The 14,334-nt window shown below is 46.3% G+C and carries 17 protein-coding genes and 1 pseudogene; 11 read left to right on the top strand and 7 right to left on the bottom strand.

Annotation, left to right across the window (positions count from 1 at the left end; all coding sequences use genetic code 11):
* Positions 1-611: 611 nt before the first annotated feature.
* A complete protein-coding gene (locus H144_RS32855; RefSeq protein WP_063826435.1) occupies positions 612-1,742 on the bottom strand; it encodes a Gfo/Idh/MocA family protein in 1,131 nt (376 codons plus the stop codon).
* 245 nt (positions 1,743-1,987) lie between these two features.
* Here H144_RS32855 and H144_RS0129710 point away from each other — a divergent pair, with 245 nt between their 5' ends.
* From H144_RS0129710 to H144_RS34500, 8 genes and pseudogenes are all read left to right on the top strand, one after another.
* Positions 1,988-2,353, top strand: coding sequence for a winged helix-turn-helix transcriptional regulator (locus H144_RS0129710; protein WP_019945778.1), 366 nt, complete (start codon positions 1,988-1,990; stop codon positions 2,351-2,353).
* Between the two features lie 512 nt (positions 2,354-2,865).
* Complete coding sequence (locus tag H144_RS0129705) at positions 2,866-3,159, top strand: putative quinol monooxygenase (protein WP_019945777.1); 294 nt, start codon at positions 2,866-2,868, stop codon at positions 3,157-3,159.
* A gap of 100 nt (positions 3,160-3,259) precedes the next feature.
* Positions 3,260-3,772 (top strand): VOC family protein, encoded by a 513-nt coding sequence (locus H144_RS0129700; RefSeq protein WP_019945776.1) that lies wholly within the window; start codon positions 3,260-3,262, stop codon positions 3,770-3,772.
* Between the two features lie 557 nt (positions 3,773-4,329).
* Positions 4,330-4,521 (top strand): hypothetical protein, encoded by a 192-nt coding sequence (locus tag H144_RS0129695; protein WP_019945775.1) that lies wholly within the window; start codon positions 4,330-4,332, stop codon positions 4,519-4,521.
* A gap of 8 nt (positions 4,522-4,529) precedes the next feature.
* Positions 4,530-5,082: pseudogene (locus H144_RS34135) on the top strand (recombinase family protein); the annotation flags it as partial.
* A gap of 442 nt (positions 5,083-5,524) precedes the next feature.
* On the top strand, positions 5,525-6,256 hold the full coding sequence (locus tag H144_RS0129680; RefSeq protein ID WP_019945772.1) for a hypothetical protein: 732 nt from the start codon (positions 5,525-5,527) through the stop codon (positions 6,254-6,256).
* Between the two features lie 4 nt (positions 6,257-6,260).
* Entirely contained in the window at positions 6,261-6,635 is a 375-nt protein-coding gene (locus tag H144_RS32845) for a hypothetical protein (RefSeq protein WP_157505248.1), read from the top strand.
* A gap of 13 nt (positions 6,636-6,648) precedes the next feature.
* A complete protein-coding gene (locus H144_RS34500; protein WP_157505247.1) occupies positions 6,649-7,947 on the top strand; it encodes a T9SS type A sorting domain-containing protein in 1,299 nt (432 codons plus the stop codon).
* Positions 7,948-8,379: 432 nt separating this feature from the next.
* Here the strand turns inward: H144_RS34500 and H144_RS0129660 are convergent, their stop codons facing one another.
* The 6 genes from H144_RS0129660 to H144_RS0129635 all read right to left on the bottom strand — a co-directional run bounded on the left by H144_RS0129660 (position 8,380) and on the right by H144_RS0129635 (position 11,452).
* Positions 8,380-8,748, bottom strand: a complete 369-nt coding sequence (locus tag H144_RS0129660) for a hypothetical protein (RefSeq protein WP_019945768.1) — start codon at positions 8,746-8,748, stop codon at positions 8,380-8,382.
* Entirely contained in the window at positions 8,745-9,281 is a 537-nt protein-coding gene (locus H144_RS34130) for an integrase core domain-containing protein (protein WP_084600056.1), read from the bottom strand. Before H144_RS34130 ends, H144_RS0129660 begins: the two co-directional genes overlap by 4 nt.
* A 381-nt stretch (positions 9,282-9,662) precedes the next feature.
* A complete protein-coding gene (locus tag H144_RS33080; protein ID WP_084600055.1) occupies positions 9,663-9,851 on the bottom strand; it encodes a transposase in 189 nt (62 codons plus the stop codon).
* Between the two features lie 174 nt (positions 9,852-10,025).
* On the bottom strand, positions 10,026-10,442 hold the full coding sequence (locus tag H144_RS0129645; protein WP_157505246.1) for a hypothetical protein: 417 nt from the start codon (positions 10,440-10,442) through the stop codon (positions 10,026-10,028).
* Between the two features lie 11 nt (positions 10,443-10,453).
* Positions 10,454-10,807: a YciI family protein gene (locus tag H144_RS0129640; protein ID WP_019945764.1), complete on the bottom strand. Its 354-nt coding sequence runs from the start codon at positions 10,805-10,807 to the stop codon at positions 10,454-10,456.
* A 75-nt stretch (positions 10,808-10,882) separates the two neighbouring features.
* Positions 10,883-11,452: a Crp/Fnr family transcriptional regulator gene (locus tag H144_RS0129635; RefSeq protein WP_019945763.1), complete on the bottom strand. Its 570-nt coding sequence runs from the start codon at positions 11,450-11,452 to the stop codon at positions 10,883-10,885.
* Positions 11,453-11,886: 434 nt separating this feature from the next.
* Between H144_RS0129635 and H144_RS33630 the strand changes: the two genes are divergently transcribed.
* From H144_RS33630 to H144_RS32825, 3 genes are all read left to right on the top strand, one after another.
* A complete protein-coding gene (locus tag H144_RS33630; protein WP_019945762.1) occupies positions 11,887-13,044 on the top strand; it encodes a T9SS type A sorting domain-containing protein in 1,158 nt (385 codons plus the stop codon).
* A gap of 380 nt (positions 13,045-13,424) precedes the next feature.
* Positions 13,425-13,853, top strand: a complete 429-nt coding sequence (locus H144_RS0129625; protein ID WP_229208032.1) for an ABC transporter permease — start codon at positions 13,425-13,427, stop codon at positions 13,851-13,853.
* Between the two features lie 120 nt (positions 13,854-13,973).
* A complete protein-coding gene (locus H144_RS32825) occupies positions 13,974-14,252 on the top strand; it encodes an ATP-binding cassette domain-containing protein (protein WP_019945759.1) in 279 nt (92 codons plus the stop codon).
* The last annotated feature ends 82 nt before the right edge of the window (positions 14,253-14,334 follow it).

Genomic DNA, 14,334 nt, shown 5'->3' with positions numbered 1-14,334 from the left:
CAGTGGCTTTTTCCCTGATCGAGCGTGAATCATCGGGTACCATCGAATGCTCTGTCACTTCATAGGCAACCCCCAGGCCATGGCATTCCGGACAGGCGCCTTCCGGGGTATTTGGTAAAAACGATTCTGCATATACGATCGACTGGCCGGCCGGATAATCTCCCGCCCTCGAATACAGCATCCTGATCAGATTTGAAATCGCTGTGACACTGCCCACTGAGGAGCGCGTGCTTGTGGCTCCCCGCACTTTGACAAAATTGGCGACAGGATGCGATATCAATTCTTTTGACATTGGATCTGGGATAAAATGCACTTGCAAAAATAATCCCAGAGCTTTGGTAATAGTTTTTCTGGAAGTTCGTGTTAAGCAAAGCCCGCAACTTTATTTGATCCCTCACTATCGAATCTTAAAAACGTTCGGGTTGGGCACTAATTGAAGAACCAGTAGGTTCATCACCGGGTGCGTAGAAGCAACTCATTGTGGAATCAAAATCCTGAATGTGCACTTGATTTCAAAAGAGAAAAGCTGGGTTATCGTTTCTATAAGCCCTCATCTTCACTTTACAGCAAAGAAGCAAAAATTGTGGGTAGGCTAATCAGATATATCGTTGTCATTCTACATCAGTCAGAATTCTGCTACGGGTTGACGGAGTTACCCATTGCCTTTGGATGGAAGAAAGACGAATGTCCTCAATCAATTTGTGCAAGATCACGGCATCGTCAAAGGAAGGGGCTGAGCTAGTTCCGTGTAAAATATCGCTAGCGATTCTATTGTACATTGCTCTGACGTTAGTATGGGGTCCAAAGACGTCGTCTGCATCGGTGGCTTTGATCAGCTCCGGCTGCTGGCTTGACGGAGTATAACGGCTGATTGTAAAATCCGCCATCTGGGTGTGCCCGGTTTGGGCCGTTAGGACAATTTTTCCCCTTGACCCTTCTATTTCCCAAATGAAAGCATCACCATTCACCGGATGACCACCCTGGAAATTGATTGAAAGCGGGGCACCGTTACTCAGGCTTGCAATTACTGAAATGAAATCGGGGGCGTCAGCATCTATAAACTTGCCTGTGTCAAGGGCTTTAACTTTTGGATATCGGGTATGTACTGCTGCGGACAAGTGCCTGATGTCTCCTAACATATCACAGGCTGCTGCCAGCGTATGAGCGAACGGAATTGTCAACAGATCGGCGCCATTCCGTTCTTTTCGTAAATATTCCTCATTTTTTGTGTCGTTGATCGTATCCCCCCAGGGAATTGCCCATCCCCGTATGCTGCTCGACAGAATGGAGCCGATAGTATCGTTGTTAATCAAATCGGCCACTTTACGGAAGGCCACAGAAACGCGGGCTTGCGTTCCTGCAATAGCAACGAGTGATCTTCGACGTGCCATTGCCGCTAATTCTTCTGCTTCCGCCAGGGTGCGGCCAAGCGGCCACTCGCAATAAACATGCTTTCCATGCGAAAGTATGGTCTTGACGGCATCATAGTGCAATGGGACCCTGACTGTTACAACAATCAGATCCACTTCGTCCGATGAAGCCATTTCTTCAATGCTTCCGAAAGCCAGTGGAACCCCGCAGGCTTCGGCAGCAGCGCGCGAACTCACCAGAGTGGAATTCACGACACCCATCATTTCATATTGGTCAGCCAATTGACTAAGAGCAGGCAGATGCGCGATGGCAGCCCACCCCCTGCCCGCTTGCAGGCCAACAATTCCCACTCTTATTTTTGAACGATTCATATTTCTTTGTTTTGATGTGAGACTCCGGGTATCCCTTTTTATCGACGCAAGCATCTGACTGCGTGAGTGAATATTCCGAGAATAAATCCCTATTTTCCAATTTTTTCACTGGTGTTTTGCTTACAAAGTTGACATCAGTAAACAAGGCAGACAATAAGAGGGAAAATATTCCTCCGGGGATAATTTTGTCCCCTATATGCCTGTCCTGAATCTATGCTTACTTTTGTACTCAAGACAAAAAGAAAATGTACGAAAAGAAAATACCCCTGCCACTCGAATGCGGCTTGGCGATGACAAGAGAAATCCTGGGCGGCAAATGGAAACCAAATTTGTTACTTGCTATATCGGTAGGTATAAATCGCCCGAGCCAGTTACACCGCGAAATCCCAACGTCAACCAAACGGGTTTTAAATCTGCAGTTGAAGGAACTGGAAGAATTCGAAATGATTGAAAAGAAAATTTATCACCAGCTACCACCTAAGGTCGAATATAGCCTTACCGAGCGCGGAGAAACACTGATGCCTATTTTAAGGCAGATGAACGAATGGGGTGATAAAAATCGCCCATTTATTAAAAGCATTATCCTGAACAGAACAAAGGCACTGGATTAACCATTGAACTCCGCGCCCAGCAAAGCAGTATCCCTCACACGCCTCATCACGTTCTCCACCTAAATTTCAATGCAGTTCCGCTGGTATCAAGCCTTATTTAGAACTTTGACTTTCGTTGAGAAGTCTGCGGCACCCTTCAAACAATAAGTCGTGCTCGTCGATGTAGTCGTCGATAAGTTACAAGTAGTGATTTTTTCCATGAAGCACTTTTAAAAAAAGCATTTCAGAAGCATCAATGGAACCGATCAAGTCATAGGCGCCGTCTGCCGGCCTTCTTATAAAATGCTCGAATGTGGAACACTCATTTCGTGACTTTGGGGTAGCCCTGCAACTAACCGGTGAGTAATTAGCAGGATATAAGGCGTAAAGGCTGGTTTCAGAAGTACCGCACCGGATATTTTTGCTTCTGAACCAATAGCAGCAGTATAATCTCAAAGATTAACGCTTGACTTTAATACCATCCCATCACAAGGATGTATTGACTTCATTTCATTTAAACTAATCAAACAGTTATGGTAAAATTGGCAATTCTGGCAAGGCTTGAAGCTAAGCCAGGTAAAGAACAAGACGTCGCGGACTTTCTCAAGGGTGCCTTGCCTTTGGCGATGGAGGAAGCAGGTACCATCAACTGGTTTGCCCTGCAAATAGGTCCTTCCACATTCGGAATTTTCGATACATTCGAAACTCAGGAAGGCAGGGCGGCACATTTGGGAGGCGGGATCGCCAAAGCATTGATGGCAAATGCGCCGGACCTGCTTGCAGTTGATCCGGTCCTTGAAATGGTCGACTTACTGGCAGTCAAGTAAACATTGAGTGCTACTACCCTTCATAATAATTGTTTTTAGCCTCTTCATAGAAAATCCAGATGCGGCAGTGATCCTATTTTCAAAAAAATAATTTATAAGCATGTCCACTTTCAAGAATCTGTTAATCCTTGCTACACTCCTCTCTGGCCGTCTCGTTCACGCACAATCCGATTTTACAAGTAAATCCATCGGAGTCGGCGTCGTGGTAGCAGACATGCAACGCTCGTTGGATTTCTACATAAAAGGGATCGGCATGGTCAAAACCGGTAATTTCACAATCAATGCAGAATTCGGTAAACGAGGCGGTTTAACAGGTGGTGAAGCGGTCGACGTAAACATTCTTAAACTCGAAAACAGCCCCGAAAGCACAGATTGGAAACTGATGAGTTTTGGCAAAAAGGCAGGTCATCCAAAGCCAAAATTCATTCAGGACGATACTGGTCTGCAGTATATCACCATTCAGGTCAAATCTTTACAGCCCATCATTGACAGGCTAAAGGAGCAAAACGTGACTTTCCTGGGCAACACACCTACGCCTCTGACAAAAGATTCACACTTCGTACTGGTCCAGGATCCGGACGGAACATTTGTGGAGCTGATCGGGCCCATGTAATCGTGAAGTTTTTTTCGCCTCCAAATTGTGCATTGATTAGGCCGGAGGCCGTCATTAAGAAGCTCTATGCTAAACCACTTTCAAATCAAGATTTAAAGGAAATTCTTATTTCTGATGAAATGCCTTAATTTATGACATCGTTAACATGATTGAAAAATAACGTGTCGTCGACCACCTACCTTTAATGCGTCGATCGAAAAATTCCTTATCTGAAAAAGTGCCTTCGGCTCTCAAAGCGTCACAGTAATGGGAAAGCAGCTATAGTTCGTTTTAGCCACTGTATTAGCGTACTCTCATCCATTGCCGTCACAAGTGTATTATTCTCATTTTCAAACTGTTAGCTTCGATATTGATTTTAAATCATCAAGCAACCAGTTCGACATTTGTTCCGTTGCGGGGTAGGACACTCCACATCTTGTGCTCCACATGCAAAGGGCGAATGACGAAAGCTATTCTTGCGAACGTTCATCTCCGCGTCGACCCATTCGAAAATCGAAAGGGTGCTTGTTCCCCGTTTTCACAGACCTATATTAAGGCTTGGAGAAAAGAGCGAGGAAATGGAGAAACGAAGTGAACCTAACAATGAGCAAGTCGTGAGTATCGTCAAACACCTGAAAGATATTGGCGAAGAGATAATAATCGAGCAAGCAGAAAAGATGCTGGAATCGATGCAACACCTGGTTACATTGGCTATTAATCAGTATTTTCGTAAGGCTTCTGGTCCGAAGCAAAATTCGTCAACAAAATAATCAATACCATGTTCAGAGCTATTCTATATGTCAGGGTAAGCACTGATGAACAGGCAGAAAAAGGCTATTCTCAGCGAGATCAAGAGGAAAGGTTGTGAAATTGGTGTAAATACAATTCCCTGGAAGTTGCCGAAGTGATCCTCGAGGACCATTCGGCAAAAACATTCTTGCGGCCAAAGTGGCAAATGCTACTTGCCCGACTAAAGGAAAACAAAAGGCTTCGGGTTGATCAAGTTTTATTTACTACATGGGACCGGTTTAGTCGAAATGTTGGTGATGCTTATCAGATGATCAGCATACTTCGCAAAGCTGGTATTGAACCACAGGCTATCGAACAACCACTTGATATCCGAATTCCAGAAAACAAGATCATGCTTGCTTTCTATTTAGCTGCGCCCGAAGTGGAGAATGACCGTCGCGCGTTCAATGTCTTCCACGGCATGCGGCGCGCCAAGAAAGAAGGACTCTGGGTTGCCACCGCCCCCAATAGGATATCGTAATTCCCGGTCATTTGACGGGAAAAAAATAATTGAGCCTGACGCAAATAAGGCACCGATAATGACCGGGGCAACAAAAAACACTTAACTGCGCTTGAAGAAGTGTCCAACTAATAAGGGGCCAAGACATCAAACGATCGAACAATGAGGTAGCACCACTTTGTAATTCAAAATCATTCATACTGCCAAAATCGAAGGAATGCAGGCTCGAAAAGCCCGCCGACTCATTAAATTCATATTATTTCACAATATTTTGCAACAAAAATTTGATTTGTAACCAATTAGACATAAATTCACAACGATTAGCACCCCATTCTGAGAATATGTACATGATGTCCCATCGTCAATTGATGGTGCGCTATTTACCTATGTCCGTATTCAGAAACCTTCAAGGCACCCACTCATTCATTTATTTTCAAACAGTATGCAGGCATGCACTATGTGCCTCTCATACTCTTATTGCCTTGTAAATTATTCCAACCTTATAACCTATAATCTATTTCAGTATGAGAAAAAAGTTACATGTCAGAATTACGCTATTCGTTCTGATTTTTTTGGTCAATATCTTTCAAAGTATCGGACAGGATGCATTGAAATACAAGTACCCTATTCTACCAGGGACCGCAGAGTGGAAAAACTTCAAGTCCACGGCTGAGATGATCGATGCTTGCAACATTCCCAGCGATGTGCTGGCTAATTTGTCAACAAAGGAGCTTTGGGATGTCTGTTTACAATATCCTCTACTCAGGCAATATACGGCTTCAAATAGTCCTTATCGAGGCATTCAGGGAATCATTGATGTTTTCAATGGGCTTACCGAACTCATGCGCAGAGATGATGCTCACAAAGTGATTTACGGCTATTATTTAACCGAAGAGATAGCTAACATCAATAATACCAAAAACAAGGGCGCGTACACATTTGATTTTTGTGCCATAGAACTGATACTAGCGCAAAAGCCAATCATTTCCCGGTTTTCGCGTGAAGAGAAATTGAATGTATTAACGACAATGTTGGAAAAGTACGATGAGAAATCTTCGTACAGCGAGTATTTCGGAATGTTTGGAAAAGTCGCCACCGCATTCGCTGCAAACAAATATGCAGAAGCTACCGGAAAAACCAAACGTGCCGACAATGAGCAATTCAGATTGTTCACCGAAGAGATGCTTCTGGCAGATGCCTCGCATGTAGACACGATTTTAAGCGAACTAGTCGAATATCAAAAATCAACAAAATAAAAGCATGAACCGGATATTTATAACCTCGATTATTGCCTTAGTACTAATGTGCTGTAACGGAGAATCTGTTTCGCCGCGAGAAGAAGGCGATGGTGCTGTTTTGGTTTGCGGGAAGAAAGACCCAATCAATGAAATCGGCTGGTTAAAGAATGAAATGAAGGCCTTTCAAGGAGGTCCTCTGCTCAATGCAGTTGTACTTTACAGTTATCAAAACAAAGAAGTCTTAGAACTACAGGGCTCGGTTTTCAATTCCACTAACATTCATCAATACTACTGCGATGGCAAGAAACTGGATCTGTTAGACCCAGCCAAGTATGAAGATTTTAAACAGAAGCGCATTGAAAAGTCCGTTCTCTATGGTACAAAGGTTTGGAACTAAATAACTTAAACCCATGAAACTTTCCTCCAAATTAGTCTTGGTCATTCTCGGAATGTCCGCAACAAGTGCATTTGCCCAGTCAACTCCAAATTGCACCAGTATTTCCAGCCACGCCAGCTATCAGTTACCACTCACTACTGACCAAGTCAATTCAATAAATCAGGATCAGCAAAATCAGTTTCCTAGCGTATCAGTCCTGGAAGGCCCTACTTCCTCGTATAATTGTCATAACTATGCCTGGGTGAAATCTACTGGCGGAAGCACTTTTTGGCTCAATACGCCAGGGGATGATGCCTTTTGGACCGACGGCAGTTATGTGTCAACCACTTATTCCAGTGGAACTTCCGATGTCAGGATCTCCTATCAGGGTGACCACACCGCAGTTACCACTTATGGAAGTAACGAGGCAATTTCGAAATGGGGTGCCTGGGGACTTTACCGGCATCAAATCACGTACGTCCCCGCAGGATACCTGCCGGGGAACCCGAAAAGCTATTATAAGAGGAACACCCCGGCCATCGCGGGGAACGATGTGTGCGGGGGGGTAACGTTTTCGGTACCCAACACACCTCCTGGTAATAGTGTATCATGGTCCAGTTCCAATACCGGTGGGCTAAGCATCAACAGCAGTTCAGGTTCGGCAACCCGGGTAGGTTCATTCGAAGGTTACGTCACGCTTACTGCTACATTTTCCGGAAGCTGCCCTCACGGCCCGGCAACCAAGCTGGTTAAGGTCGGTTCGCCAAGCCTGATCAAGACGATCAATGGAGTAGTTGCTGGAACCACTCCTGTTTTGGCCGGAAACATGTACAATTTGAGCGCCACCAGTAATACTGTCGGCAGCACTACATTTAGCTACAACAACTACTCAGGTACAGGGAATATGACAATTGACCTGTATTCGCCTTCGTCGCCAAACACCCAAATGTACGTATACTCATCTTCGACAAGCGGCTCCCGGCACGTCAGAGTGAACGCGACAAACTCATGTGGCAGTTACTACGAGGATTTCGTTTTTTACATCGCTGGGGGCTTTCTTATGGCTGTCTATCCTAATCCGGTTCAAAATGAATTAACGATCGAAGCTCAGGCAGTTGAAACGGCGGTGGAATCCCTCGTTTTGATTAGTGAGCAGACAGGACAGATCGCAAAGGAAGCTACTGTGAAAGATCTCAAACAAGACAATAAACTTCAAGGCGACAAAATTTTGCTAAATGTCGCAGATCTACCCCGAGGCACCTATTATCTCCAACTTATTACAAAGGAAAAAACTGATCACCCAAGAGAAAGAATCCGGCTATTGCTCCAATAGCGGCAACTAAAAGGACTAGGTCAACGGAAAGAGGCTTGCAGGCTCCGCCTACAAGCCTCCTTTGGCAATTGCTTATTCCTCCTAATAAATGCGACTGTTGTTTATTGATCGGCTATTTTCGTTGGATACCATTGATCCGGCGCTGTCTTTATCGAGTAATCCAGGAATGCAAGATATAGTATGGCCAATGTCGACCACAGAGCTGAATAAATAAGGCCTTTAAAGAGCATAGGCATATCAAGCGTACTGACTCCTAGGATCAGCAGCACAACCGAAGCTCCTAGCAAATACAAAAGCATCGTGCTGAATAAGCTGGGGGAACGGATTATCGCTACTTTCTTAAATGGGGGAATAACACGTTGCAGCAAAAACCAAATTAACCTCACGATTGGTATAATACTGCCCCCCTTGAAGCGCAAACAATATGATTTGTCATTCACCAACTCCAATGAGATCAGTCAGACCAAAATAAAGGCACACTATTAAAACGAATCCGACGATAATCACTGATCGAATTAATTTGGATTTGGAGAACTGGCCCTTTACGATACCCCACCAGTCACGAAACTGGTTTTTCAGAAATACTTTTCTGTATGCCCATTCCATTCTTTGAATGTTTTTTTCGCCTCCAAAGTCCTTAACGGTCTGTTCCAATGCTTGTTGAAAGGAAAGAGTGTCGGACATCTGGTTTTCTATGGGGGTAGCAAAATGATCGGTCATCTCTTCGATAAACGCAGTTTCAATCAACTGAAATTTTTGGGTTAGCAACGTAACGATGTCGGAATGTTGGGCCTGCGTCATTGTAGCCTTACCTTAAATAGGACAATGAGATATTTGACTTTTTTGTTTTCCATTGTCTTCGCGAATACGGCTGGTGCCATCCCGGCACGGGCTTGATGCGGGTGTAGCCGATTGTAATTATCCATCCATTCGTCCGATAAAATACGAACCGCAGCGGCGGCCGCTTGTTCAAGCGATTCAAACAAATAGGCATCTAACACGTCTTCCCGATAGGTGCGGTTTAGCCTTTCAACATAACCATTTTGCATCGGTTTCCCGGGCTGAATGTAATGGATCGCAATGCCTTTGTTCTCACACCATTGCCTGAATTTGTCAGCCAGGAACTCTGGTCCGTTGTCAACCCAGATCTGTTCTGGATATGGCCTGTTCAAAGCAATTAATTCCAGAACATCAACTACCCGCTGAGCAGGAAGAGAAAAATCGGCATGCGCCGCCAGCACTTCCCGGCTACAATCATCGATAATTGCGGCCGCCGCTGCGGTCAGCACGCGGATTTTACGTTTACTCACAAGGGCATCCGATACAAAATCCATACCGCTGCGACGGGCCGCTCCAGCTTTTATTTGGGTGGCTAGGGACTTGCAGAGGTTGCTTGACCCGAGCTGGTAAACGGCGTTTGTGACGACGGCGGTGTTTCAAATTTAGCAGCCGATATACCCGTAAGACCGCCCGGCGGCCCGGCCTCTTTCGATTCCAAGCAAAACCTTCATTACGAAGCTTTCCATAGTAATCATCAAAGCCCCTTGTCGGGTAGATTTCGGCATATGCCCGTAATTTTTCAGTTACCAGCTTATCATCTTTTCTGCTTCGATAATACCACTTGGAACGATGTATCCCAATTACCCGGCAAGCCCTGCCAACGGACACTTTTTCTTCAACAGCCCACTCCACGAGTTCCCTTTGCCGACAAGGCTCTACAGCTTTTTTTCGATAATGTCCTTGGCGAGTTTATAGTCCAGGCTCAGCTCGGCAAACATCTGCTTCAATCGTCGATTTTCATCTTTGAGCGCCTTTAACTCCTTCAATTGAGCAGCTTCCATTCCGCTATACTTTTTACGCCAGTTAAACAGCGTCGCTTTTGAAATGCCGTATTCACGGCAAATTCCATTGCTTCCCGACCACCCTCATACTGCTAGAGAATAGCCACGATCTGGGTCTCGGAGTAGTTGCGGTCCGCCGCCGCGGTTCTTTTTCATGTGACAGTTAAAATTGGCTCTTTTCGAGTCTAATCCTACACTGTCCTAAATGCGGGGAAGCTTACAGATCAACTACACCATTCAGACGGATAATCGTCTGTCCTTCGCAACATACCGCGCGAAAGCCAGCAGCGCGCCGGTTACCATAATATTCCTGAACACGTTGATCATTTCAAGCTCGCGTTCCCGAGCCAGGGTCGCGGACATGAAGCCGGCATCCAATTCGTGTCCCATCGCCCTGGGCAGGTGGACGAGCACTGCCATTAGCATTACATATAATGCCATCAGCGTGTAAGCGAGCTTATCGTATTTTCCGATTAAGGCACTGCTGATAAAGGCAAGAATGCAAGCCAGCGTAAAGTAATTCCAGAAATAAGGGAATGGAATATAATCCGGGACGAAGGAGGCGCCCACGTCAGGTTTACCTAAATGAAGGCCGACGTAGAGCAAAAATGATAATGGGAATATGTATTTCCCAAGGCTTAAAACTTTGTCCATGGTCATAGGGATTAGTTGGTCGCGAACGGGATCAATGGGCGGATTTCCACGGAACTTCCAGGGTATCGGAGAATGGGACAGGTCTGCGACCATTTCTGTACCTGCGCTAAGGAGGCTGATTTGCAAATCAAAAACCCGGATGCCAGCACACTGTCGACTTCTTTATAGGGGCCATTATGGCTGCCATCATTCCAGATGACGATACCATGGTACTCCATCGGAGCGGTGTGCACCAAACTTCCCTGAATGGCGATGCTTCCGATCCAGGATTGCCATTTGGGCAGGTCTTCGGCCATTTCCTGTGCAGTCGACAAGTAGCCGTCCTCGGCGCTTGCATTTCTGAATAACAAGAGATATTCTTTCATTGTCTGTGCATTTGATTGTTGATGGATCAAATTTCAGCAATGAAAATCTATCTGAAGATGACAAAAGTCGATGTTTTACAATCGGGCTTTGAGCCTGCTGAAAACATCTTTGTTGATGCCAAGGTAGGAGGCAATCAGCTTGCTGGGAAGTCTTCGCATTAATGTTGGCCGGTACTGCATTAGCCATTGTATCCTTTCCAGCGCGGTCAGCGATACAAACGAATTAATCCTGTAAACAGAGTTTGCATAGGATGCTTCCAGGATTTGCTTGTAAACCCGATCAAACTGCGGAACTGTTCCAACCAGGGTTTGGAAATGAGGTCTGTCAATGGCAAAAAGTTCACTATTTTCGACGGACTTGATGTTTTCGGCAGCGGGTGCACCACTTCCAAAACTTACCAGTTCGGAACACCAGTTGTCTTCTATGATTAAGTCCCTGGTCGTTTCGTTGAAATTTTTGTCGTAGACATAGACTTGCAAACAACCCTTTGCGATGAAGTAAACATGTTTACAAATTTCACCTTGCTGTAAAAGTTGCTGGTTGCGCTTGGTATAAATGGGTTTGAAGCTACTGAGCACTTGGTCCAGATGCTCAGTGTCGTCTCCGAGGCGGGAAATAATATGCTGGCGTAGCAGATCGATCATCGGTTCACATTTTACTTTTGCAAGTTAGACACTTTAGGTGATCGTCCCCTACTGATTATCTCTGGTTTAGCGTTTAGTAGCGCATTGCGCAGAGTACCCAAAAAATGAATACATTTGCGCGTAGTCTGTGATGAGAAGGCAGTTATACAGTTGGCGAAAGCCTGGATAGATGGCCACTGAATATCTTGCCTGAAATCACCGAGTATAAGTCTTGCACTAAATTCTACCGCTCGTTTTCGTCACTTAATATAACGTGTCGTTATCAGAACAAAGGCGGATTTTCGCGGTTCTCGTATTCATAACTAACTATTTACCTACCGGGAATTCGGAAACAGCTTGGCTAAATACGCTCCCAAGGCGTCAGGTTTCAGGTCCGTGGCGAGTATCTTGCCGCCCATAGCTATTCGTCTAGCACGTCGGTCAACCTAACGAACATGACTACCACCCGAACGGTTAACGACATTCCACCGGGGATCTACACCGTCCAGGCTTTCTTGTGGTCCGACTCCTGCCGAGTCGCTGAAAAGACGATTTATCTGGGTTTCAAACCTATCACCATTCCAAGCGCGCGCGTGCTGGGCGGATGCAACGGGTCAGTAGGGTCGGCCGTATTGGTCGCGCCTGCCACGCAGGGTTCTGGAACCTATACCTACACCCTTTTCCAGGGAAGTGTGGACGCTGCCAATCAGGTAGCTGGTCCCCAGAGCTCATCCGTTTTTAGCAATGTAAGCCCCGGGGTTCAGTGCATCGTCGTCGCTACGGATGAATGCGGCTCCGGAACGCAGCGCACGGCATCCGCTGCGGAATCCAGCTATCCTGTCGGCACTTCGGCCTCCCGCTATTGCCCTGGAGATAACATGACGCTTTCCGTGATCAATGTCGCTGGTGCCACTTATCAGTGGTTTAAGGACGGCAACCCAATCAGCAGCCAGACGGGGTATCAGCTTACCATCAACAACGTGCTGTACCCGGCCGACAACGGCATTTATTCGGCTAACATTTACATCCAGGATTGTGTGCTCGCGAGCAGTACGGTAAACATTGTCATCGATTGCAAGCCGTTCCCGGTTACACTCGCCGATTTCAGGGCAGCCGGCATGGAGAACTATGTGCAACTGGAATGGGAAACCACGTTCGAGTCACAATCCAGCGGTTTTGCGATTGAGCGCAGTCGGGACGGAAAGACATGGGAAAGCGTTGGGATGGTCGAGTCGGCGACAAAGGGGGACCTATCGTACAATATCCAGACTTACAGCTACCAGGACTACGACCCGATTGCCGGGATAGTGCTTTATCGCCTTAAATGCATCGACCTCGACGGTACTTACACGTACAGCAGGGTCAGAAGTGTTCATTTGAAAGAAGAAATAGACCCCGTGGTATTCCCGAATCCGACAAGCAGACGGCTTATTATAAAGAATGTTTCTTCAAACGCAAAGTTCACACTGATCGATGCGAGTGGCCGCCCCCTTCCTTCGTTGAAAACAGTCAATTACGAAAAAGGAGTAGCTACACTGGACGTCAGCCATATAAGGACAGGTATACACATTCTGCAAGTAAGCCAACAAGAGAGCGTAAAACTCATGCTTTAAGGGTCTTCATTTTGTAGGAAACAGACAGGAGCCAGATGCTCTAAGTGTTTGAGTTGATCCGAGGCTTTCCTGGTGGAATGCGTGCCAACCAATTCACGCCCAGTCAAATATTTAACTGCGATACTAGCTTTAAATCTTCAAGAAAACGGTTCGACATTTGTTCCGTTGCGGGTAGGATACTCAACCTCCTGAACTCCACAGGCAAAGGGGGAAATGACCAGAGCTATTCTTCAGAACGTTCATCTCCGCGTTGACCCATTCGAAAATCGAAAGGGTGTTTGATTCCCGATTTCACAGGCCTTTATTAAGGCTGAGAGAAAAGAACGAGGGAATGGGAAAACAAACAAGGCTCGGACTGGAAAAAGGACAACGCCTCTCTTTTGGAGGGAGATGTGCTCAGAAGAATGATCGTTTACGGGGTGGCGGGTACTATTTTGCTGGTGGCAGGCTTTGGTATATTCAACATCCTGACGATGATGATCTATGAAAAAATGAAGGAAATCGCCATCCTGAAAGCGACCGGCTTTTCCGCTTCGGATGTCAGGGTCATCTTCTTAACGCAGGCGCTGGTGATCGGGGCTGCCGGCGCGGTGATGGGCCTGGTGTTTGGTTTTTTGATCTCCTATGCGGTATCCAAAGTCCCGTTCAACAGCGACGTAATGATCATGCTCGATCATTTGCCGGTCAGTTTTAAACCTGTTTACTATATCACCGGCTTCACATTCGGTATACTGACGACGGCCTTGTCGGGATATTTGCCATCCAGAAAAGCCGCGAAGATGAACCCTCTTTCCATTTTAAAAGGATAGCCCTATGAATGTACTCGAAGTTGCAAACCTGAATAAGTATTTTACAGAACCTGTCCGCAACCAGGTACTCAAAAATGTCGGCTTCCAGGTGAAGGCAGGCGAATATTAAAACTGCTGGATGTGGACAGCCAGGCCGCCAAGCGGGCCGCATTGCTTTCCGGCGGCCAGCAGCAGCGTGCAGCCATTGCCAGGGCGCTGATCAACGATCCGTCGATTGTGATGGGCGACGAGCCTACCGGGAACCTGGACAGCGCCAACAGCGCAACTGTTTTTGGCCTGTTCAAAGAGCTGGCCAAAGAAAGACAGCTAACCGTCCTGGTCGTCACGCACGACGAAGATTTCGCCCGCCGGGCCGATCGCAGAATCTACATGGCCGACGGGCAAATCGTGGAAGGCTGAGCGGCCGTGATGTGTTTTGAGCCCTTGCACGGTGTTTCTTTCGAGCATCGGAATTTGAACGTTTCGGGCCGAGCTTGGGCCG

The sequence above is a fragment of the Dyadobacter beijingensis DSM 21582 genome (genome assembly GCF_000382205.1).
Taxonomy (GTDB): domain Bacteria; phylum Bacteroidota; class Bacteroidia; order Cytophagales; family Spirosomataceae; genus Dyadobacter; species Dyadobacter beijingensis.
The sequence above is the reverse complement of the archived record's forward strand: the minus strand, read 5'-3'. Positions and strand labels throughout refer to the sequence as shown.

Coding starts and splice junctions, on each gene's coding strand:
- H144_RS32855 (WP_063826435.1), bottom strand. CDS start 1,742: ATGAATCGTTCAAAAATAAGAGTGGGAATTGTTGGCCTGCAAGCGGGC.
- H144_RS0129710 (WP_019945778.1), top strand. CDS start 1,988: ATGTACGAAAAGAAAATACCCCTGCCACTCGAATGCGGCTTGGCGATG.
- H144_RS0129705 (WP_019945777.1), top strand. CDS start 2,866: ATGGTAAAATTGGCAATTCTGGCAAGGCTTGAAGCTAAGCCAGGTAAA.
- H144_RS0129700 (WP_019945776.1), top strand. CDS start 3,260: ATGTCCACTTTCAAGAATCTGTTAATCCTTGCTACACTCCTCTCTGGC.
- H144_RS0129695 (WP_019945775.1), top strand. CDS start 4,330: ATGGAGAAACGAAGTGAACCTAACAATGAGCAAGTCGTGAGTATCGTC.
- H144_RS0129680 (WP_019945772.1), top strand. CDS start 5,525: ATGAGAAAAAAGTTACATGTCAGAATTACGCTATTCGTTCTGATTTTT.
- H144_RS32845 (WP_157505248.1), top strand. CDS start 6,261: ATGAACCGGATATTTATAACCTCGATTATTGCCTTAGTACTAATGTGC.
- H144_RS34500 (WP_157505247.1), top strand. CDS start 6,649: ATGAAACTTTCCTCCAAATTAGTCTTGGTCATTCTCGGAATGTCCGCA.
- H144_RS0129660 (WP_019945768.1), bottom strand. CDS start 8,748: ATGACGCAGGCCCAACATTCCGACATCGTTACGTTGCTAACCCAAAAA.
- H144_RS34130 (WP_084600056.1), bottom strand. CDS start 9,281: ATGGATTTTGTATCGGATGCCCTTGTGAGTAAACGTAAAATCCGCGTG.
- H144_RS0129645 (WP_157505246.1), bottom strand. CDS start 10,442: ATGGACAAAGTTTTAAGCCTTGGGAAATACATATTCCCATTATCATTT.
- H144_RS0129640 (WP_019945764.1), bottom strand. CDS start 10,807: ATGAAAGAATATCTCTTGTTATTCAGAAATGCAAGCGCCGAGGACGGC.
- H144_RS0129635 (WP_019945763.1), bottom strand. CDS start 11,452: ATGATCGATCTGCTACGCCAGCATATTATTTCCCGCCTCGGAGACGAC.
- H144_RS33630 (WP_019945762.1), top strand. CDS start 11,887: ATGACTACCACCCGAACGGTTAACGACATTCCACCGGGGATCTACACC.